The organism is Mycobacterium sp. Soil_C_30 (genome assembly GCF_057656995.1).
In genome coordinates this window covers 174958-197972 of record NZ_JBDGJH010000011.1, presented here as the reverse complement: position 1 = coordinate 197972, position 23015 = coordinate 174958, and the positions used below count along the sequence as shown (strand labels likewise).

10 protein-coding genes are annotated in these 23015 nt (G+C 68.2%); 1 reads left to right on the top strand and 9 read right to left on the bottom strand.

Annotation, left to right across the window (positions count from 1 at the left end; all coding sequences use genetic code 11):
- Position 1: 1 nt before the first annotated feature.
- Positions 2-3514 carry an MMPL/RND family transporter gene (locus AC3A6P_RS21160; RefSeq protein ID WP_487693694.1) on the bottom strand — a complete coding sequence of 1171 codons (3513 nt, stop codon included), beginning with the start codon at positions 3512-3514 and terminating at the stop codon, positions 2-4.
- Positions 3515-3750: 236 nt separating this feature from the next.
- On the opposite strand from AC3A6P_RS21160, the gene AC3A6P_RS21155 reads away from it, so the two are divergent.
- Positions 3751-4986, top strand: coding sequence for a glycosyltransferase (locus AC3A6P_RS21155; protein WP_487693692.1), 1236 nt, complete (start codon positions 3751-3753; stop codon positions 4984-4986).
- Here AC3A6P_RS21155 and AC3A6P_RS21150 read toward each other — a convergent pair.
- From AC3A6P_RS21150 to mutA, 8 genes are all read right to left on the bottom strand, one after another.
- On the bottom strand, positions 4979-6319 hold the full coding sequence (locus tag AC3A6P_RS21150) for a hypothetical protein (RefSeq protein WP_487693691.1): 1341 nt from the start codon (positions 6317-6319) through the stop codon (positions 4979-4981). The genes AC3A6P_RS21155 and AC3A6P_RS21150 overlap by 8 nt on opposite strands.
- Positions 6316-7725 (bottom strand): hypothetical protein, encoded by a 1410-nt coding sequence (locus AC3A6P_RS21145; protein ID WP_487693689.1) that lies wholly within the window; start codon positions 7723-7725, stop codon positions 6316-6318. Before AC3A6P_RS21145 ends, AC3A6P_RS21150 begins: the two co-directional genes overlap by 4 nt.
- Positions 7726-7729: 4 nt before the next feature.
- Entirely contained in the window at positions 7730-9178 is a 1449-nt protein-coding gene (locus AC3A6P_RS21140) for a condensation domain-containing protein (RefSeq protein ID WP_487693688.1), read from the bottom strand.
- An 80-nt stretch (positions 9179-9258) separates the two neighbouring features.
- Positions 9259-15585, bottom strand: coding sequence for a sulfolipid-1 biosynthesis phthioceranic/hydroxyphthioceranic acid synthase (gene pks2 / locus AC3A6P_RS21135; protein ID WP_487693687.1), 6327 nt, complete (start codon positions 15583-15585; stop codon positions 9259-9261).
- Positions 15586-16432: 847 nt separating this feature from the next.
- Positions 16433-17710, bottom strand: coding sequence for an esterase/beta-lactamase LipL (lipL, locus tag AC3A6P_RS21130; RefSeq protein ID WP_487693686.1), 1278 nt, complete (start codon positions 17708-17710; stop codon positions 16433-16435).
- A gap of 53 nt (positions 17711-17763) precedes the next feature.
- Entirely contained in the window at positions 17764-18747 is a 984-nt protein-coding gene (meaB, locus tag AC3A6P_RS21125; RefSeq protein WP_487693685.1) for a methylmalonyl Co-A mutase-associated GTPase MeaB, read from the bottom strand.
- A complete protein-coding gene (gene scpA / locus AC3A6P_RS21120; RefSeq protein WP_487693684.1) occupies positions 18748-21003 on the bottom strand; it encodes a methylmalonyl-CoA mutase in 2256 nt (751 codons plus the stop codon).
- Positions 21004-21006: 3 nt separating this feature from the next.
- Complete coding sequence (gene mutA / locus AC3A6P_RS21115) at positions 21007-22863, bottom strand: methylmalonyl-CoA mutase small subunit (RefSeq protein WP_487693683.1); 1857 nt, start codon at positions 22861-22863, stop codon at positions 21007-21009.
- Between the last annotated feature and the right edge of the window lie 152 nt (positions 22864-23015).

Genomic DNA, 23015 nt, shown 5'->3' with positions numbered 1-23015 from the left:
CTCACCGGCCGCGGCGCAACCAACGCCGCTTCTTCTTCGGCTCGGGTTCAGGTTCCGGCTCGGCAGCGGAGTCTTCGGGCTGAGCCTCGGGGTCTTCGGTGGTCTCGGTGGTTTCGGTGGTTTCGGTGGTCTCGTCCGCGACTGATCCGGGTGCATCGGCGTCGGAGGCGTCGACCTCAGGCTCATCCTCGGTCGACTCGGCCTCAGTCTCGACAACGGCGGTCTCGGCAACGGCGGTCTCGTCCGCGTCGGTGTCCTCGCCGGTGTCCTCGTCGGTGTCCTCGTTGTCGGTCTCGTCGGTTTCGCCTTCAGAGGCGACGGGCTCGGGCTGATCCTCGTTGTCGGTCTCGCCGACGGCGTCACCGTCCGCCTGGACGTCGAGTTCCTCGGTGTCCGGATCGTCGAGCTCGCCGTCATCGCCGAGCCGGTCGGTGTCGGGATCATCCGGATCCACGGTGTCGGTCTCCGCCTCCTCGGCGGTCGCGGGACCCTCCGCCGGTTTGTGCAGAACATGCGCCGACTTGGAGGGCCACCAGTTCGCGTTGCCGGCCAGCACGGCCATGGCCGGCACCGTGACGGTCCGCACGATGAACGTGTCGAGCAACAAACCCACGCCGATGACGAAGCCCATCTGGACAACGGTGCTCAAGCTGCTGACCGTCAGACTCAGCATCGAGACGGCGAAGATGATGCCCGCCGAGGTGATCACTCCGCCGGTGGCGCCGACGGTGCGGACCACCGCCGCCCGCATGGTGTGGCCGTGGCGGACCTCGTCTCTGATGCGGTGTATCAGCAACAGGTTGTAATCGGCTCCGACGGCGACCAACACCAGGAAGGCCGTGCCCGGAACACTCCAGTGAATGTTCTGCCCCAGGATGAACTGGAAGAAGACGACGCCGATGCCGACGGCGGACACGAACGAGATGACAACGGAGGCAACAAGATACAGCGGGGCGATGATGGCACGCAGGATGACGGCCAGGATCAGGAACACCACCACCAGCGTGACGACGATGATGAACCGGATGTCGCCGTTGTAGTAGGTCCGCAGATTGTCGTTCACCACGGTGAACCCGACCATCGAGATGGTGGCGTCCTGCAGGGTCGTGTTGGGCCGCGCGTCCTGGGCGGTCTTCACGATCAGCTGCAGCTGGTCCATGGCCTCGACGCTGAACGGATCGAGCGCGGTCTGCACCAGATACCGGGCGGTGTGCCCGTCAGCGGAGATGAACAGCGCGGCGGCCTTCTTGAACTCCTGCTGAGTCAGCATCTCCGGCGGAATGTAGAAGCCGGACATCGACGGACTGGAGGCGTCGCGTTTCATCGCCATCAGGAACGCCGAGGCCTGATCCAGGCCGGAACCGATGTTGCGGGTCTGATCCACCAGCAGCTGGACACCTTCAGCGAGCTGACGGCTGGAATCGGCCAGGGTGTTGGCGCCCTCCAGCGCGGTGGTGATCCGCTTCTGGAGGCCACCGGCCTCCCCCAGACCCAGTTCACGTGCTGAACTGGTCACAGCCGCGATGTTGCGGCTGAGACTGCCGATGGTCTCGTCGAGGGTCTGGTTGCCGTTCGTAGAGACCAGGACATCGCCGAGCTCGGCGATCTTGTCCAGCGCCGGGTCACCGCGCAGATCGGCCAGCTTCTGCAGATCGGCGCGGGAGGCGACGCATTCCGGATCCATGGAGCAGGTGGGGCTGGTGTTCAGGGCGTTGAGCATCGGAGCAGCCCACCCGCCGACATCGCCGAGGCGCACGCGGTCGAACCCCAGCGCCTGCCCCAGCGAACGCATGTTGGACACCAGCGAGGCCGTCTTGTCGATTTCGTCGAGCGTCTTCTCACCGCCGAATCGGGTGGCCATCTCGTCCAGCGCCGACGCCAGGCCGCGCACGCTGCCCACCGCGTTGACCACACTGCCGCGGATCTCGTCGAGGGCGTCGGCCAATTGGCCCGCGCCGCCGGACAGCGCATCGAGGTTCTGGTCGTTGTCGTCGATCAGGGTGGCGGCGTCACCGAGCCTGTTTCCGACCTCACCGGCCTGCCAGGTGGCCTTGCCCTGTTCGATCATCTCGCCGGTGGGGCGGGTGATACCGCGGACCGCGTCGATACCGGGCAGATCGGCGATGCGCTGCGCCATCTGTTCCATGTCGGCGAGCGCTTCGGGGGTGCGCAGATCACCGGAGGATTGGATCAACAGGAACTGCTGGGCCGTGCTGCTGACCGGGAAGTGCCGGTTCATCGCCTCGTAGGCCAGGTTGCTGTCGATGTCGTCGGGCAGGTTCTTGCGGTCGTCGTAGTTGTAGTTGATCAGCGACATACAGGCCGCCAGCGCCAGCAGGATCGTCAGGCTGCCCGCCAGGGCCAGCCTCGGCCTGCGCACGATCTCGGTTCCCGATCGGCGCCAGATCCGGCCGGTGAGGTCTTTGCGAGGCTTGAGCCAGTTCCGTCGTCCGGCCAGCGTCATCAGCGCGGGCAGCATGGTCACCGAGCCCAGGAAGCCCACCAGGATCGTCACCGCCAACGGCGGCCCGACCGTGGAGAACACCCCGAGGTCGGTGAACGCCATGCCCATGAAGGCGGCTGCGACGGTGAAGGCCGATCCGGCGATCACCTGGCCGATGGACGTCAACGCCTTCTGCATGGCCTCGTCGGAGGGCACACCGGTGCGCAGGATCTCCTGGTATCGACTGAGCAGGAAGATCGCGTAGTCGGTGCCTGCGCCCAGCATCATCGCCGTCATCAACAACAGCGTCTGCGGTCCGACCCCCAGGCCCACCAGGCCCAGCCCCGCCACCACCTGCTGGGCGACCAGCAGTGCCGCACCGATGGTCAGAAGCGGCAGCATCATCGCCACGAAACTGCGGTAGACCAACACCAGAATGGTGAACACCAGGATGCCGGTGGTGGTCTCGATGACCAGCTGGTCCCGCACGCCGATCTGGTTGACGTCGTCGAAGGTGGCGGCCGCGCCGACGATGTTGGGTTCCAGCGTCGTCCCGTCAGTGACCTCGTCGACGATCCGGAGGGCGTCGTTGTACGCCTCCTGGCCTTCGGCGGTGGCCATCTGACCGGTGAGGTTCACTGGCAGGTTGTAGGCCTTGCCGTCCTCGCTGGTCATCACGGCTTTGAGCTCGGGGATGGCGATGAAGTCCTGCGTGTTCATCACGCTGTCGTTCGCCCGCAGCGTGTCCACCAGTTTTCGGTAGGTGGCCTCGTCGTCCGGGGTCAGCCCGTTCTCGTTGATGAGGATGACGACGACGCTGTTGGCGGCGGGCGGCTCGTTGAACGCCGTGCCCATCACCTCGGTGGCGTGCAGCACGGGCGCCTCGGCGGGCAGGAACTCCGGCGGATTCTCGGCAGCCACCTTGGCCAGCGACGGCAGGGACAGCATCAAGACGGCGGCCAGAACCACCCAGGAGGCGATCACCCACAGCGGGTGGCGGACCACCACGCGACTGAGGAGCGGAAACCCTGCCCCTGCGAACGCACCGCGGGTGAAGGCGCGTTTGGACATCCCAACCAGGTTACACGGTTGCGGGGTCCACAAAGGACCTCGCAGAACGCCGTGCAGGCAGTTCGCAGAGCTACCTCAGGCGCTGGCCAGGTTGCTAAAACATACCCCGCGGTGCGTGCCTGTGCGGCGCGGGCCCGCACCTGAGAGCCGGGGCGTGGCCCGTGTTTGAATCGGGCGGTGTCCGCAACCTATTCAGACGGGTCGTTCCGCAGTGCGCAGCCGGCAGGGGGCCGCCGGTGATCTTCGCGGTGGCGGTGCACGGAACCCGTGGCGACATCGAACCCTGCGCGGCGGTGGCACTCGAACTACAGCGGCGCGGGCACCAGGTGCGCCTGGCCGTTCCCCCGAATCTGACCGCGTTCGTCGAAGAGGCGGGACTTCCGCCCGCCGTCGCCTACGGCGTGGACTCGCAGAAACAGCTCGAGGCCGAGGTGTTCCGGAAGTTCTGGTCGCTGCGCAACCCGCTGACCGTGCTGCGGGAGAGCCGCGAATACGCCACCGAGGGGTGGGCGGAGATGAGCGCCGCGTCGGCGGCCATGGCCCAGGGCGCCGACCTGCTGCTGACCGGCACCACCTATCAGGAGGTGGCCGCCAACGTCGCTGAGTACCACCGGATCCCCCTGGCCGCCCTGCACTACTTCCCGCACCGCCCCAACCGCACCGTCGTCCCGGTGCCGTTGCCGTCGAAGGTGGTCGAGTCCGGGTTCGCCGCCGGCGAGTGGGTGCACTGGCGGGTGATGAAAAAAGCTGAGGACGCTCAGCGCCGGGAACTGGGCCTGCCTGCGGCGTCGTCTCGTGCCATCCGCCGGATCATCGACGGCGGCGCCCTCGAGATCCAGGCGTACGACAAGTTGCTGTTCCCCGGCCTCGCCGACGAGTGGGCCGGGGTGCGCCCGTTTGTCGGCGCTCTGACCCTGCAGCGTGAGACGGCCACCGACGATGAGCTGTTGGCGTGGGTGGCCGCAGGCAAGCCGCCCATCTACTTCGGCTTCGGGAGCATGCCGGTCGAGTCCCCCGCCGAGGCCGTGGCCATGATCACCGAGGTGTGCGCCGAACTCGGTGAGCGGGCGCTGATCTCCTCGGGCGCGTGGACCCTGCCGGATGCGTCGCGGGCAGATCACGTCAGGATCGTCGGGGCGGTCAATCACAGCGCGGTGTTCCCGCTGTGCCGCATGGTGGTCCACCACGGCGGCGCGGGGACCACCGCCGCTGGGATGCGCGCCGGGGTCCCGACTCTGGTGCTGTGGGTGGGAGCCGATCAGCCGTTCTTCGCCAACCAGGTCAAGAAGCTGGAAATCGGTACGGCGCAACGGTTTTCGAAGACCACCCGGGACAACCTCCTGGCCGCCCTGCGGCACACCCTGGCGCCGGGGATCGCGGCGCGCGCCGCGGAGTTGGCCACCCGGCTGACTCCCGTCGCCGAGAGTGTGCGGCTCACGGCGGATCTGCTCGAGGAGCGGGCGGCTATTTGAACGTGCCGGTCAGGCCGAACTCCGCCAGCGTCTGTGCCACCAGCTCGCGCAGCGCGGCGCTGGTGTTGGTGCCGCCGTTGCGATAGCCGACGACCCCGATGCTCACTTGGGAGTTGATCCGGCCCGACACGACGACGAGTTGACCGCCAACCCGCTCGATCTCGCCGCGGGTCACCTTCTGGTCGACCGCCCGCATGAGGAAGTACTCGGCGTCGGTGCCGTCGACCCGGCCCACCGCCGGATCCAGCTGACCGAGGTTGGAACACGACACGGGCAGGTCACCGAACATGACGTCGGCCGTGCGTTTGACCGCACGTTTGGGCACCAGCGGGGTCAGCGGGAGCAGCGCGAACGTCTCGTCCGGGACGTCTTTCATGGTCTGCAGGCCCTGTTTCATGGCCGCCCGCACTGCGGAGAGGTCCTGGGCCACCGGCGCGGGATCGACGACGACGTTCGCGATCGACACCGCGTTGGCACGGGTATCGCCCTCGGTACGGTCGCTCATCGCCACCAACAGACTCACGGTTCCGTCGGGGCGGTGTCGCCCCATCTGCTCGGCCAGCCGCCCGGCGAAACCCGCCAACAGCGAATAGCTGTTTCCGCCGAGCGCGGCGGCGCGCGCATCCCATTCGTCGATTCCGACGAATGCCGCGACCGTCGGCACCACGACGTTCTCGTTCGGGTCACCGGCGGAGATCACCGCCGCGCGCGAGGCCCCGGCGTTGGTGAAATCGTTGCGGCGTTTGTAGAACAGTTTCGCGGCCGCAACCAGCGTCCGCCCCAGCTCCGGCACGTCGCGGGCACTCTGGCGCAGATCGGCGGCCAGTGCGCGGCGGCGGCTGCGCGACGCCGGCCGCGGGTAGCCGAAGTCGCGCACCTCGCCCTTGGCAGCGGCGGCCACGTGCAGCAACAACCCAAGCCCGTCGGTGAGGCTGTGCGACGTCACCAGGGTGACGGCGGTCGAACCGTCGGTCAACGGCAGCACCGCCAGGCGCCATCCGGGACCGCGCTCCGGATCGAGGGGCAGCTGGGCCTGTTCGTCCAGCCAGTCGGTGAGCTGGTCCGGGGAACGCGGCGGGTCCGCGACGTCGATCCCGGTCTGCGGGCCCGGTACCGAAACCCAGCGGTGTCGGCCGAACGGGAGTGCCGATCGTTCGATCAGGCGCCCGATCAACCCGGCACCCACGTTCTGATGGAAACGCGTCAGCCCGTCGTGGTCGAGCGGATGCTCGTAGATCCAGGCCAGCTGCGCCAATTGGTGGCGGCCGACGGCCCGTAACGACAGAAACGACGCCTGATCGATGTAGTCCAGGCGGTCCTCACGCTGAGTCATTCCAGCGCACCGTCGATGCCGAATTCCGCCAGCGTCTCGGAGACGATGCCGCGCAGGCGGGCCTTGGTGTTCTCCGCGCCCGGCTGGTAACCGATGACGGCCAGTGACTGTTTGGTGCCGACGCGGGCGGCGATCACGGTGAGCAGACCGTGCCGCTCTTCCAGCACCCGCAGCGGCACGAACTGGTCGACGCCGCGTAACACCACGTGTTCGGCGTCGGTGCCGTCGGCGCGGCTGATCTCGGCGGGCAGTTGGCCGAGGTTGGAGCAGAACACCGGCAGGTCGGCGGTGAACCCGAAGGCGACGTCCGCGGTGCGTTTGACGGCTCGCTTGGGAATGAAGGGCGTCAGCGGCAGCAGCGCCAGCGTCTCGTCCGGCACTTCCTTGACCGTCTTGAGTCCCTGTTTCAGGGCCGCCCGCGCCGCCGACAGATCCGAGGTGACGCCCGTGGGGTTCACCCGGACATTGGCCAGCAGCACGGCGTTGGCGCGGGTGTCTTCGAGGGTGCGGTCGTTGATCGGCACCGTGAGCGGGACGGCGCCGTCGACGCTGCTGCGCCGCCCGAACCGTTCACCCAGACGCGCGGCCAGACCGGCGACCAGGGAGTAGCTGTTGCCGCCGAGCGCTTCGGCCCTGGCGTCCCAGTCGGCGCCGTCGACGTAGATCGCTACGGCGGGCACCCTCACGTGCCGGTCCCCTTCGGGACCCAGGGCCCGTTCGGGCTCGGCGCCGCCGGAACCCTTGAGGTCACCGCGCCGCTTGAACGCCACCTTGGCGCCGGCGACGAGCGTCCTGCCGATCTCCGGCAGATCACGGACGGTGTCGCGGGCGTCGGCACGGATGGCCTCGCGCCGGGTCCGGGACCGCGGCGCCGGATACCCGAGATCGCGGAGGTTACCGGTCACCGCTTCGAACACCGTGAGCACCGCGCCGCCGCCGTCGCCGATGCAGTGGGAGCCGACCAGGCTCACCGCGGTGGAACCGTCGTCGAACCGCTGCACACCCATGTGCCAGGCCGGGCCCCATTCGGGATCGACCGGCCGGCAGGCGTGTGCGTCGGCCCATTCCATCAGCTCGTCGCGCGGCCGCAGCCCCTCTTCGAAGAGGATGTCGCCGGGAGCCCCGGGTGAGGACACCCAGCGGTGCCGACCGAACGGCAGCGGCGACGGTTCGATCCGGCGACCCGCCAGTCCGTGGCCGAAGTTCGCGTGAAAGCGTTTCAGGCCGTCGAGGTCGACCGGGTGCTCGTAGATCCACAAGCACTGACACACCGCCGCCTGTCCGGTGGCGCGCAGGCCGAGGAACAGCGCCTGGTCGATGTAATCGAGCCGGTTGTCGGCACGATCGGAGGTCAACTCCCGCCGCCCCGCACGGGGCAGGCGGATCGAACGAGTCCGAACCGTCACCCGATCAGCCACCGATGACGCGGGACAATTCCGGTCGTGCCGGGGTGCCCACCTCGCGCCCGTCGGCCACCCGGGTGTACACCGCTTTCATGGTCTCGACGTAGCGCAGCACCGACTCGCGGGCCACCGGGTTGTTCGGGAAGGCGACGGTCACCGACAGCGACTTGTCGGTCCGGTTCACCCACATGCCGACCTGGTACGCCGCGCGGGCATCGCTGAAGACCTTGCCGTTCATGGCTTCCCACTGCGCGATCACCGCGGGAGACAGCGGCGGCAGGCCGGCGTCGAGGTAGGACAGCATGGGCACCCCGGGCTCGGGGGTACGCAACCCGAGATCGGTGCCTTCGGCGAGTTCGAACACGAACTCGTGCGGCACGTCCTTCATGGCCATGCCGGAATCGAAGGCCTGCTGGCCGGCCCGCGCGGTCTCGGCGAACGAACCGACCGGCACGCTCATCGGGACCAGCCCGGTGAACCAGCCGGTGGTCATGAATTCGGTCTGGCCGTTGCGCGTCGTGGTGGGGGTGATGATGTGGTAGGTGTCGGTGCCGGTCAGCTCGTTCTCGGCGATGGCCGCGCAGGCGATCACTCCACCGCTGAAGCGCGCACCGGCATCCATGCAGACCGCCTCGAACTTCTGGGCCTGCTGCGCGTCGAGCAGTTCGACGGTGACCATGTCACCGGTGTGCGTCACCGAGAAGTCGCCCAGCGGCAGGGGGAAGCGCGGCATGGTGCCGCCGTTGCGCTGGAAGAACTCCACCCAGCCTTTCACCTCCGGGGTGTCCAGGGTGAGCGAGGCGGTGTAGGCCTGCTGGCGCAGGCAGTAGTCGGCGTAACTACCGGCCGGCGGCAGCTGCAGCGGAGCGGCACCGTCGACCAGAGCGAGGTACATCATGTGGATCTCGACGAGCACCAGCCCCATGAACATGGCGTCGGTGTGCACATGGTCCACGCTGATGTAGAAGGTGAAGTGGTCGGCCCGCTGGATGATGCCGAAGTGGAAGCAGTCCCACGTCAGCGGATCCGGGGTGGCCAGCACATGCTCACGCCACTGGGCGGGATTCATCTCACCGTGGTCGGTGGGAACCAGTTTGATGTCCTTGGGATTGCGGACGGTGTGGCGCACGATCTCGCCGGCCCCGTCTTCGTCGGAGAACTCGAACCAGCTGTGGTACGTGTCGTGCCGCCGGACGTAGGAGTTGATGACGTGCGTCATCGCCCGGATATCGCACTGGCCCTGTATGTCCCACGCGGGGATGTTCAGGCGGGCCATGTCGGTGCCGTTGGCAACGTGGCTGCGGTAGCCACGGATGTGCTGGGCCTGCTGGTAGCTGACCGGCACGTCGCTGACCGGCGCCTGCCGCACCTTGGCGAGTGTGGCGGGCGACGGGTGCCAGGACACAACGTTCCCCGGCTCACCCATCCAGTCATGGATTGCCTTGATTGCAACCATTCACGCTCCCCGTACTCGTCTGTGCCCTCTGTAATCGGCGGGTTTGCCCGGCGAATACATCGATGCGTCGTCTGAAATCATTACGTGGCCGCCGTCACCGCTTCTGCTGAAGCCTGGTCGGCCGCCAATTCGTCGTACAGTCTCTCAGCCAACCCCCGCACCGTGGTGATGTCCGTCGACCCGATCCTGACCCCGGTCTCGGTCTCGATCTTGGTGCGGACCTCGAGGATCCCCAGCGAATCGAGCCCGTATTCGGCCAGCGGCCGGTCCGGATCCACCGAGCGGCGCAGCACCAGACTGATCTGGTCGGCGATGAGCCGGCGCAGCCGGGCGTGCCATTCCTCGAGCGGCAGTTCGTGCAGCTCGGTCAGGAAGGCGCTGGTGCCCGACGGGTTCTTGCCGATCGACGCGAACGACTCGGCGAACTTACTGGTCTGGGCGAAGGCCGCCAGCCACGGAGTGCCCGCCACCGGTGCATAACCGGTGTAGGTGCGGTTGTGCCGCAGCAGCGCGTCGAAGGCATAGGCACCTTCGTCGGGCGCGATGGCCATCGCGGCACCCTCGGCGCCGGTTTCGGCCATGGCCTGCCCCTTGCCGATCTCGGCCCAGGCGCCCCAGGCGATGACGTTGGCGGCGAGACCGTGCGCCCGCCGCCAGCGGGTGAACCCGTCCAGCCAGCTGTTGGCCGCCGCGTACGCGCCCTGGCCCGGTGAACCGACCATGGCCGCCGCCGACGAGAACGAGCAGAACCAGTCCAGCTTTTCGTCGGCGCCGCTGGTCTGCAGCGCCTCGTGCAGGTTCCACGCACCTGCCACCTTGGGCAGCCAGTCGCGGTCGATCAGCTCATCGGTGATGTTGGGCAAGGTGGCGTCCTCCACCACCGCGGCACCGTGCAGCACACCGCGCAGCGGCATACCGGTGGCGGTGGCGGCCTCGACGAGCCGTCGCGCGGTGTCCGGTTCGGCGATGTCGCCGCGCGTCACCTCGACCTCGGTGCCCCCGCGGCGGATCCGCTCGATGACCTCCTGCGCGTCGGCGCTCGGCGCGGACCGGCCGTTGAGCACGATCCGTCCGGCACCGCCGTCGGCCATCTGCTCGGCGAGGAACAGGCCGAGCCCGCCCAGCCCGCCGGTGATGACGTATGCGCCGTCGGGACGCACCACCGTGGCGTTCTCCGGCGGCACCACCGCGCTGCTGGTGCCGGTGTGCGGCACGTCGAGCACCAGCTTGCCGGTGTGCTCGGCGGCACCCATGACACGAATCGCGGTGGCACCTTCCCGCAGCGGGAAGTGGGTGGTCTCCGGCAGCGGCAGCGTGCCGTCAGCGATCTTGTCGAACACCGTCTGCATGAGCTTGCGGGTGTGGCCCGGGTTGGTGAGCGTCAGCAGCGCGAGGTCCACCGCGTAGAACGACAGGTTGCGCCGGAACGGGAACAGCCCCAGCTTGGTGTCGCCGTAGATGTCGCGCTTGCCGATCTCGACGAACCGGCCACCGAAGGTGAGCAGTTCGAGACCGGCCCGCTGGGCGGCACCGGGCAGCGAGTTCAGCACGATGTCCACGCCGTAGCCGGCGGTGTCCGTGCGGATCTGCTCGGCGAAGTCGGTGCTGCGGGAATCGTAGACGTGCTCGATTCCCCACTCCTTGAGGAGCTTTCGCTTCTCCGGGGTGCCGGCGGTGGCGTAGATCTGCGCGTCCGCGGCCTTGGCGATGGCCACGGCCGCCTGTCCCACCCCACCGGTGGCGGAGTGGATCAGCACCTTGTCGGTCGACGAGATGCGGGCCAGGTCGTGCAGTCCGTACCAGGCGGTGGCGTGCGCGCTGGGCACCGCGGCGGCCGCGCTCTCGGGCACGCTGTCGGGCAGCGTGACCGCCAGGCTGGCATCGCAGGTGACGAACGTGGTCCACGCGCCGTTGGCCGAGATACCGGCCACCCGGTCGCCGACCTTGTGGTCGGTGACGCCGGGGCCGACGGCGGTGACGACACCGGCGAAGTCGGCGCCGAGCTGCGGCAACCGGCCCTCGAAGCTGGGGTACCGGCCGTAGGCCACCAGCACGTCGGCGAAGTTGAGGTTCGACGCGGCCACCGACACCTCGATCTGGCCCGGCCCGGGAGCCACCCGGTCGAAGGCGGCCAGCTCCAGCGACTGCAGATCGCCGGGAACCCGGATCTGCAGGCGCACGCCGTCGGTCTCGTGGTTGACGACAGTGGTCAGCCGCTCCTCGGGCTGCAACGGGCTCAGGTTCAGCCGAGCGGTGTACCAGTCGCCGTCACGCCAGGCGGTCTCGTCCTCCTCGGAGCCGGACAGCAGTTGCGCGGCCAGCTGGTCGATCTCGGTGGCGTCATCGAGATCCACCTGGGTGGCCCGCAGGCCGGGGTGCTCCATGGCGATGACCCGCAGCAGACCGCGCAGGCCGGCCTGGCCGAGGTTGGCGACGTCATCCGACAACACGGTCTGGGCCTTGCGGGTCACCACGAACAGCCGGGCCGGCTCGCCGGGGATCTCGGGCAGCTCGCGGGCGATCCGCACCACCGCACGCACGTAGTCGGCGGAGGTGCGGGCCACCGCGTCGCCCGTCACCAGCACCACACCGGTGTGCGGGTCGGCCGACAGGCGTTCGCGCAGGGTCTGCGTGGCCGCGGCGTCCTCGGCGTCGATGGACCACACCAGGGTGCTCACGTCGGCGCTGTTCTGCGTCAGCTCGCCGGAGAGCGTCAGCGCTGTGGGTTCGGCGTCCTCGCCCAGGCTGATCAGCAACCAGCGGCCGGCCTCCGCACCGTCGGCTTCGGGCAGCTCCTGCTGCCTCCAGTCGATGGTGAGCAGCCGCTCGCCCAGCACCCGGTCCTGGCGGCCCGCGGCCGACACCCCGGTGCCCAGCCGCAGCCCGCTGACGGTCAGCAGCACGGCGCCGTGCTCGTCGAGCACCTCGACGTCGGCTTCGACCGCGGTGGCGGTGGCCGAGGTCACGGTGACGTAGCAGTAGTGCGCGTTGCGGGTGGAGGCGTGAGCCTGCAAGCGGCGCACCCCCAGCGGCAGCATCAGGGTGCCGGTGGTGTCGGAGTGCAGGTCGGGATGCGCTCCCACAGCCTGGAAGCAGGCGTCCAGCAGCGCCGGGTGGATACCGTAGGCGCCCTGCTGCGAACGGATGGAGCCCGGCAGCGACACCTCGGCCAAAACCGTTGCGCTGGAATCGTTCTCGGCGACGTTGGCGGCCACCAGGCCGGCGAACGCGGGACCGTACTGGATACCGCGCTCGGCGTACCAGTCGCGCATCTCGGCGCCTTCGATGCGCTGGGGGTGCGCCGAGATCAGCTTGTCGATGTCACGGACGGCGGGCGCGGCGTCTTCTCCGGCCTCGGCGGTGTGCAGCGTGGCCGATGCGCGCCGGACCTGTTCGCCCTCGGCGTAGGTCTCGACAACCAGGTCCACGACACCGGGGGCCTTGACCTCAGCCACCACCGACACCGGGGTGACGTCTTCGAGCAGCAGCATCGCCTCGAACGTGATGTCGCGGACCTCGGTGTTCTCACCCAGGACCGTCCCGGCGGCGGCGATGGCCATCTCGCAGTACGCCGCGCCCGGCAGGGCACCGACGTTGTGCACCTGGTGATCGCCGAGCCACGGCTGGGCGGCGGTGCCGATATCGGCCTGCCACACATGGCGCTCCGGCTCTTCCGGCAGCCGGACGTGCGCACCGAGCAGCGGATGGACGGCGACGGTGTTCCCGCCGGCCGCGGCCTCTTTGTCGTCGCGCGTGAGCATCAGCGGGACCTTGGTCCACGTGGGCAGTGGGGCGTCGACCAGGCGGCCGTCCGGGTACTGGGTGGAGAAATCCACCGCGGCGCCGGCGGCGTGCAGGTCGGCCAGGAAACCACGCAGCCCGCTGGGCAGTTCCTGCTCGCGGCGCATCCCGGCCAGGGCGGCCAGCTGCATGTCCAGGCCGCGGCCGGTCTGCTCGACGGCGTAGGTCAGCAGCGGGTGCGGCGACAGCTCGCCGAAGACGCGGAATCCGTCTTCGAGAGCGGCCTGCACGGCGGCGGCGAACCGCACGGTGTGGCGCAGGTTGTCGGCCCAGTAGTAGGCGTCGTAGTCGGCCGGGTCGCGGGGGTCGTAAAGCGTGGACGAGTAGTAGGGAACCGTCGGCTCCTGCGGATCGAGGTCGTCGAGCACCTCGGTCAGCTCGTCGAGGATCGGGTCGACCTCCGGCGAGTGGGAGGCCACCTCGACGGCCACCTCACGGGCCATCACGCCGCGCGACTCCCAGTGCTCCACCAGCTCGCGGACGGACTCCTTGGCGCCGCCGACCACGGTCGACTGCGGCGAGGACACCACGGCGAGCACCACATCACGCACGCCACGGGCGGCCAGTTCGGAGAGCACCTGCTTGGCGGGCAGCTCCACCGACGCCATGGCGCCGGACCCGGCGATGGTCGCCATCAGCTTGGACCGCCGGCAGATGACCTTCACGCCGTCCTCCAACGACAGCGCGCCGGAGACGACTGCCGCGGCGGCCTCGCCCATCGAGTGGCCGATGACCGCACCGGGTTGCACTCCGTAGGCCTTCATGGTCTCGGCCATTGCCACCTGCATGGCGAAGATCGTGGGCTGGACGCGGTCCATCCCGGTGACCTTCTCCTCGGCGGTCATCGCCTCGGTGACCGAGAAGCCGGACTCACGCTGGATCAGCGGCTCGAGTTCGGCGATGGTGGCGGCGAACACGGGCTCCGACGCCAGCGCCGCGGTACCCATACCGGCCCACTGGGACCCGTGCCCGGAGAACACCCACACCGGACCGCGGGCGTCCTGGGCGACGGCGGCCTGGTAGGGGGTGTCGCCGTCGGCGACCTCACGCAGCGCCTTGATCAGCTCTTCGTGGTTGGCGGCCAGCACGGCGGTCCGCACCGGGCGGTGCGAGCGGCGACGCGCCAGCGTGTAGGCCAGGTCTTCCAATTCGAGATCAGTGGCGCGGGCGTTGCCGCGGGCGCGTTCGGACACCCACTCGGCCAGCCGGCCCGCCGTGCGGCGCAGTTCCTCGGCCGAGGTGGCCGACAGCGGGAACAGCAGAGCGCCGGTGCGCTCGGTGTGAATGTCGCCGGACACCTCGCGCGGGCCCTGCTGCTCGGGGGCCTGCTCCACGACCGCGTGGACATTCGTCCCGGACAGGCCGTAGGCGGACACCGCCGCACGGCGCGGTCCGTCGCTGTCCGGGAAGGGCACGGTGCTGGTCGGGACGAACAGCTCGGTGCTGATCTGCGCCATCTCGTCGGGCAGCTTGTTGAAGTGCAGATTCTGCGGGACCAGGCCGTGCTGCAGTGACAGCAGGGCCTTCATCAGGCCGACCGCGCCCGAGGCGGACTGGCCGTGTCCGAAGTTGGTCTTCGCCGAGCCGAGGGCGACGGGGCCGGCGGTGCCGTAGACCTCGGCCAGGCTCGCGTACTCGATGGGGTCGCCGACCGGGGTCCCGGTGCCGTGCGCCTCGACCATCTTGACGGTGGCGGGATCGACGCCGCCGGAGCGCAGCGCCGATCGGTAGACCGACACCTGCGCCGGGCGCGACGGGGTGGCGATGTTGACGGTGTGGCCGTCCTGGTTGCTTGCGGTACCACGGATGACGCCGAGGATGCGGTCCCCGTCACGCTGGGCGTCGTCGAGGCGCTTGAGCAGGAACATGACGCTGGCCTCGCCGGAGACGAACCCGTCGGCGTCGACGTCGAAGGCGTGGCACTTGCCGGTGGGCGAGAGCATGCCCTGCGCCGAACCGGAGGCCATCTTGCGCGGCTCGAGCATGACCGAGACGCCCCCGGCCAGGCCGAGGTCGCTTTCGCCGTCATGCAGGCTGCGGCAGGCCATGTGGACGGCCAGCAGGCTCGACGAGCACGCCGAGTCGACGGTGTAGGCGGGTCCGTGCACGCCGAGGTGGTAGGCGATCCGCCCCGACGCGAGGCTGAAGTTGTTGCCGGTGAATCCGTACGGTCCCTCGACCGCATGAGCGTCGGCAGCCAGCAGTTGGTAGTCGCCGTGGGTCATGCCGACGAACACGCCGGCCAGGGCCTCCGCCAACGTTGCCGGATCGATTCCCGCATGCTCGACGGCCTCCCAGGCGGTCTCCATGAGCAGGCGGTGTTGCGGATCGATGGCGGTGGCTTCACGTTCGCTGATCCCGAAGAAGTCGGCGTCGAAGCCCGCGATATCGTCGAGAAATGCGCCCCACTTCGACACCGACCGGCCGGGAACGCCGGGTTCGGGGTCGTAGTACTCCTCAGCGTCCCAGCGGTCGATGGGGACTTTGGTGACATGGTCTTCGCCCCGCAGCAGCGCCTCCCAGAAACGCTGCGGCGAATCGATCCCACCCGGCAACCGGCATGCCATGCCGATGACCGCGACGGGAGTGACTGATGCCTCTACCACGTAATCCAACCTCTTCCGCGCTTATTTCGCTGATATGTGGGGCTCGACCGGTGAGCGGTCGACGTGATGTGGCCCCCGTTGCCCCACGTCTACCAGTTGCTCGTCGGTCGGTCTTGCCCCTTAGGTCTACCTGAAATTTTCCTGAGTTTGGCGTGTGAGTCGGTAGCCTAACCGCTCCCACTGACGTCTGTGCAAAATTCCGAGCAAAGTCGTGTCGCCGCTTGCCCATTCAAGTTCCGCCGCCGGAACACTACACGAGGCGCGAGTGATTTGCTGAATCAAAGATCAAACTCGGCCCACCTGCGAACATTCCAAATATTTACGGCACCGTTATATCGTTTGTCTTGACATCGATATTTGAATTTTTCGCTGCATAAATTTTCAGCAAACACAGCGATGGCCGCGGAGAGCTCCGAAAAGACCTCATCAGCCCAATCCGGCGAAATGCAACCCGGGTGTCACTTCGATTGAATACGAGCGTTGTCGCAGGGAAAACGGCCCCGGCGGCGAATCAAGCGCCCGAAATAGTTAGCTGTGAGCGACTGCCGAACCCCACCGCCGGCCGCACAAGAGACTCACAGTTTCCCACTTTCGGCAATCGGACAGGGTGTAACGACGGAACGGCCCCCTGCCTCCACTGGCAAACAATGCACCCAGAAAGAGCAAACTCAGCTTTTTCTCAGCGGAAGGCCGGATTCGAGATCGAAAACCATTGTTACCCAGCGACTTTAGCTGACAACAAACGTTGTCGAGCGCCGTGGCGGCGCCGGCGGCGCACAATCGCCAGAAACGTCGATTAGTTTTGCCCATGCACCGTCGCTGGGAACGGCGCACAGAGAACTCCGAGCTAACCCGCAGCCGGCTTCTGTTCGGCCGGATAAGGCGCACCGAAACCTGAGACCGGCCGGTATCCGCGCGCCCTGGCCTGGGCGGCTCCGCGGCGGACCAGAGCGGCGGTGGCCACGAATCCGGCCTGGTCAGCCACCAGAAAAGGAGTCAGCAGCCGATTGTGGACAAAACTGAACGCCAGCCCGGTCTCCGGCACCGCCCACCCCAGCGATCCACCGAGCCCCACATGCCCGAAACCGGGCATCACCCCAGGTAACGGCAACGCGTGATAGCCCAAATGGAACGCCATCGGCATGAACAAGCTGCGATCGGGAGTCAGACTCGGCCGCCCGACCAGTGCCGCCGCCAGATCGCGCGACAAGAACCTGGTGGCGGCATCGCTGACCTCACCGCCGTTGGCAATGGCGCCATACATCCTGGCCAGGCCCCGCGCGGTCGCGACGGCGTTGGCGGACGGGATCTCCGCATCCAGCAGCGGAATGTCCCCCTGCACCATCGCTTTCATCCCCGGGAAGTACATCGCCCCGAAGATCGCCGACCGCTGGATCGCGGCCACCCGCGGCGCGACGGCGTTGAAGACCGGGTTCTGGAAGTTCATCTGCGGCCCGATGATCTGCGCGTTCCGCGTCGGGGCGCCGGCCGGCGGTCGGCCCAGGTGCAGGCCGTCGGTGTCGAGCGGCTCGGCGAGCTCCTGCCTGATCAGGGCCCGCATCCCCAGTCCGGTCACCGATCTGGCCAGCCCGGAGAGCAGCCAACCGTAGGTCAGCGCGTGATAGGCCGGCTTACCCCGAAGCGAGGACGCCGGAGCGGCCGCCATCACTTCTTCCATCTTCCGGTGATCCAGCAGATCGGTGCTGGACAGGCCGTTGAGCTGAGACAGACCCGCCCGGTGGGCCATCATCTCGCGCACGGTGATGTCGGCCTTGCCCCCGACAGCGAACTCTGGCCAGTACTCGGCAACCGGGGCGTCGTAGTCGATCAGACCGCGATCGGCCAGCCGGTGGATGACCGTCGAGGCCATCCCCTTGGTGGCGGAGAACACCATGGCACCGGTGTCCGCGGTCCAGGGAATCCGTCCGCGGCGATCCGCCCAGCCGGTCCAGACATCGACAACGGGCTCGCCGTGCAGGTAGACCGCCAGAGCGCCGCCACCGAAATGCCGACTCGGGAACAAGCTCGCGAAGCTGCGCACCGCGCACACGAAATTGGGATCCGCTGCGCCATGGACGCCTTTCGGGAGCGCCGCGCTGCGCGCCCGAACGGTTGTATGGGTCACACAGTTGAATTTACAGGTGTCAGATCACACCGCGGGCGTGATTTATCGCTCCGTTATGTACCGCGGTCGGCGGCATCCAGGATCTGTTGAGCGGCCAGCGCGGGCGTCAGCTCGCCGTCCCGCACCTGGCGTTCCACCTCACGCTTGAGCTCGCGGACCGCAGGATGGGCCAGAACGCGGTCCAAGACGGTGTCGCGCACCATCGACCACGTCCAGTCCACCAGCTGTTTGCGCCGGCGGGCGGCGAACTCCCCCGCATCGGTCAACACCCGCCGGTGTTTCTCCACTGTCTGCCACAGTTCGTCGAGTCCGGTGCCTTCCAGCGCACTCATCGTCAGCACCGGCGGCAGCCACACCGCGTCACGCGGGTGGATCAGCCGGATCGCCCCGGCCAGTTCCCGGGCCGCCTTCCTGGCTTCGAGCGCATGGTCGCCGTCGGCCTTGTTGACCACGATGATGTCGGCGAGTTCGAGCACCCCTTTTTTGATGCCCTGCAGCTGATCACCGGTACGGGCCAGGGTGAGGAAGACGAAGGTGTCGACCATGTTGGCCACCGTCACCTCGGACTGCCCGACTCCCACGGTCTCGACCAGGATGACGTCGAAGCCGGCGGCTTCGAGCAACACGATGGTCTCGCGGGTGGCGCGGGCGACACCGCCGAGGGTGCCCGAGGTCGGTGACGGCCGGATATAGGCATCGTCGTGCGCGGCCAGCCTCGACATCCGGGTCTTGTCACCGAGGATCGATCCACCGGTACGGGTCGACGACGGGTCGACCGCCAGCACCGCCACCCGGTGGCCGCTCTCGATCAGGTGCATCCCGAGCGCCTCGATCGACGTCGACTTACCCACACCGGGTACACCGGTGATACCGACGTGGATGGCTTTTCCGGCATCGGGCATCAGCTCGAGCAACAGCTGTTGGGCCTTGTGTCGGTGATCGGCGCGCGTCGACTCGACCAGGGTGATGGCCCGTGCCAGCGCCGACCGCTGCCCTTGCCGAATCGCGTCGGCCAGTTCGGTAACCGACGGGCTCATCTAGCTCAGCGTGTAGCCGAGGCGTTCGGCCAGCTTGTGCAGCAGTCCGATCGCGGCGTCGGCGATCACGGTGCCGGGCGGGAAGATCGCAGTGGCCCCGGCCTGGTAGAGCTCGTCGAAGTCACCGGGCGGGATCACCCCGCCGACGACCACCATGATGTCGGGGCGGCCCACCTCGGCCAGGGCATCGCGCAACGCCGGGACCAGGGTCAGGTGACCCGCGGCCAGCGACGACACGCCGACGACGTGCACGTCGTTGTCGGCGGCCTGGCGCGCCACCTCGTCCGGGGTGGAAAACAGTGAGCCCACGTCGACGTCGAAGCCGATGTCGGCGAACGCGGTGGCGATCACCTTCTGCCCACGGTCGTGGCCGTCCTGGCCCATCTTCGCGATCAGGATGCGCGGCCGCCGCCCGTCGGCTTCGGCGAATTTCTCGACGAGTTCGATGGCACTGGAAATGTTCTCGGCCCTCCCCGCTTCGTCCCGGTAGACCCCGGAGATGGTGCGGATCTCGGCGACGTGGCGGCCGTAGACCTTCTCCAGCGCATCGGAGATCTCCCCGACCGTGGCGTGCGCACGGGCGGCGTTGATGGCCAGCGCCAGCAGGTTGTTGCCCAGCCCGTCTTCGCCGGCTGCCTCGTGAACGCCTGCGGCTCTTGTCAATTCAGCCAACGCGGCCTGGGTTGCAGTCTCGTCGCGCTCGGCCCGCAGCCGCTGCAGCTTGGCCAGCTGCTCGGCCCGCACCCTGCTGTTCTCGACTTTGAGGACCTCGATCTCCTGATCCTCGTCGACGCGGTACTTGTTGACCCCGATGACGGTCTGGGCACCCGAATCGATGCGCGCCTGCGTGCGAGCGGCGGCCTCCTCGATGCGCAGCTTCGGGATACCGTCACTGATGGCCTGGGCCATCCCGCCGTGGGCCACGACCTCACCGAGGTGCATACGTGCCGCGGTGGCCAGCTGGTGGGTCAACCACTCCACGTAGTACGACCCACCCCACGGGTCGATGGGCCGGGTGGTGCCGGACTCCTGAGCCAGCAGCAACTGGGTGTTACGCGCGATCCGCGCGGAGAAGTCCGTCGGCAGCGCCAGCGCCTCGTCGAGGGCGTTGGTGTGCAACGACTGCGTGTGCCCCTGGGTGGCGGCCATGGCCTCGATGCAGGTGCGGGCGACGTTGTTGTAGACGTCCTGGGCGGTCAGCGACCACCCTGAGGTCTGCGAATGCGTACGCAGACTCCGCGATTTCGCACTCTTGGGGCTGAACTCGGCGACCAGCTCACTCCACAGCAGCCGGCCCGCGCGCAGCTTGGCGACCTCCATGAAGAAGTTCATCCCGATGCCCCAGAAGAAGGACAGCCGCGGGGCGAAGGAGTCAATGTCCAGCCCCGCGTCGAGGCCGGCCTTGAGGTACTCGACCCCGTCGGCCAGCGTGTAGGCCAGCTCCAGATCGGCCGTGGCGCCGGCTTCCTGGATGTGATAGCCGGAGATCGAAATGCTGTTGAACTTCGGCATTTTCGCACTCGTGTAGCCGAAGATGTCGGAGATGATCCGCATCGACGGCTTCGGCGGATAGATGTAGGTGTTGCGGACCATGAACTCTTTGAGGATGTCGTTCTGAATGGTGCCGGCCAGCTTCTCCGGCGCCACCCCCTGCTCCTCGGCGGCCACCACGTACAGCGCCAGGATCGGCAGCACCGCACCGTTCATCGTCATCGACACGCTGACCGCGCTCAGGTCGATGCCGTCGAACAACTGCCGCATGTCCAGGATCGAGTCGATGGCCACCCCGGCCATACCCACATCGCCGGCCACCCGGGGATGGTCGGAGTCATACCCGCGGTGGGTGGCCAGGTCGAAGGCCACCGACAGGCCCTTCTGGCCCGCGGCCAGGTTGCGCCGGTAGAACGCATTGGACTCCGCGGCGGTGGAGAACCCCGCGTACTGGCGGATGGTCCACGGCTGATTGACATACATCGTCGGATACGGCCCCCGGATGAACGGCGGCTCACCGGGGAAGCTGTCCAACGGGTAACCCTGCGCCGCAGCCTCATCGCGATCGGCGGCGATGTACACCGGCTTGACGTCGATGCCTTCGGGGGTGTTCCACGTCAATTGCTCGGCCGCATAACCGTGCGCCGCGGCGGCCGTGGCCACCAGATCGTCGACAGCCGCCGCCGTGGCCGGTGCCGAAGACCCCTCACCGCGCAGTGGTACGTCGGCGAAACTCTCGATCTTGTTCGAAGTGCCCGCAGTCATCGCTCAGGCCCCCAATCTCGTCAGCAGCTCTGAAAGTGCTTCGACCGCATCGATTTTCGCGGTCAGATAGTCATCCGGTCGGTGTGTCGCCTCGCCGATCGCCTTCTGGGGCCCGGCCAGCAGGACGTGCTCGACCATCGCCACGTGCGCCGCCTCGACCACCTCGGAGACCTCGGTGCCGTAGCGGGCGTCGGTACCGCAGATCACCGCCACCGTCGGGGAGCCGGCGTCGGCAACGGCCTGGGCCACCCCCGCGGCGTCGACCGGGCCGGGGTTGACCGCCTCGATACCGCCCGAGGCCAGCAGGTTGGCCGCGAACGTCGTCCTGATGTTGTGCTCGGCCAGCGGACCCAGCGGCAACAGCAGCACCTTCGGCCGCGTCCCATAACGATCGAGATACGCATCGGAACGGTTGCGCAGCGCCTCGAAATCGGCGGCATACCGCAGCACCCCCGGCAGTGCCTCCGTCTCGCCCAGGGGTGCCTCCCCCAGATTCGGGAACTCGTTGACCCCCGTCACCGCCGTCTTCCGATGCGCGATGTCGGCCCGCCGCCGGTCGGCGACAGCGGCGATCTGTTCCACCAGATGATCACGCGCCGCACTGAACCCGCCGCGGGCCTCCACGGATTGGAAGTTCGCCCAGGCCGCCTCGGCCAGCTCTGTGGTCAGATCCTCGATGAACCACGACCCGGCACCCGGATCCAGCACCCGGCCCAGATGCGATTCCTCCAGCAACAGCAGCTGCGTGTTGCGGGCGATCCGGCGCGCGAAACTGCCTGAAACCCCCGCAGCGCCACCAGGAATGGCCACGTCGAACGGATGCACCAACACCGTGTCGGCACCGCCGACGCCGGCACCGAACGCCGCCAGCGTGCACCGCAGCATGTTCACCCACGGATCCCGCTGCGCCATCATCGCCAATGACGTCTCGGCGTGCACCGTCGCCGCACCCGCATCCGGCGCCCCGGCCACCTCGGCCACCCGCGCCCAGAGCTGCCGCGCCACCCGGAACTTCGCGATCGTCAGGAACTGGTCGTCGTCGGCGGAGAACCGGAAACTGATCTGCCTCAGTGCCTCACCGACCGGGATCCCGCCATCGGCCAGGACCCGCGCGTACTCCACACCCGCCGCGATCGCCCCCGCCAACTCCCACGCCGCATTTGCCCCCAACCCGTGCAGCGTCGGCCCGTCGACAGTGACCGCCCGCACCGCACCGCGGTAGTCAGCCAGCCCCGAGGCCACCGACACCACGTCATCAAGACCGGGCGCGGGCCGACCGGTCAGCCCCGCAGTCAACGGATCAGCACCCAGATCGATCGACAACGACGGCCGCTTCTCCTCGGCCAGCCCGGCCACCAACGCGGTGACCGCCTGCGCGGCGGCGGTGAAATCAGCACCGGCCTCGACGACGATCGGGGCCAGCTCCAGGTAGACCCCTTCGAGCAGCCGATCCACCTGCGCCACCGGCACACCGCCGGAGCCCACCCGCAGCACCAGCCCCGACACCCCGGCGGCCAGCGCGGACAGCACCGTCTCGTTTCCGTCCGAGACGCCCTGCCCGGCCACCGGGAACGACTCCAGCACCTTCCAGCCCGCCAGCACGTCGCGGGTGGCGTCCCCACCGCGGGTGTAGGGCCACTGCCCGGGCAGCGCCGGCTCGGCCAGCTCATCGAGTGCGGTGTAGAGCGGGCGCACCGGGAAACCCTCGTAGGTGTCGGTATTCAGCAACCGCTCCGGCTCGGGACCCAACTCACTGACGTCTTTGCGGGTGCTCTTCGCCAACACCCCCGCCACGGCCTTGCGCCAGCGCGCACGCGCTTCATCCAATCCGGCGGCGACGGCCGCTGGATCAGCTGACACGACTGAGGATTCTGGGGACACCGGCAGCTCCTGATGTTCATCAGCACGTTAGGCGCGCAGAGTGGCCCGCCGCTCGAATCCTCAGGCTAAATGATGGTGATCACGCTCTGTGACCCGCCCACCTGCCCGAAGCGCGCCTACTGACGTGCCGT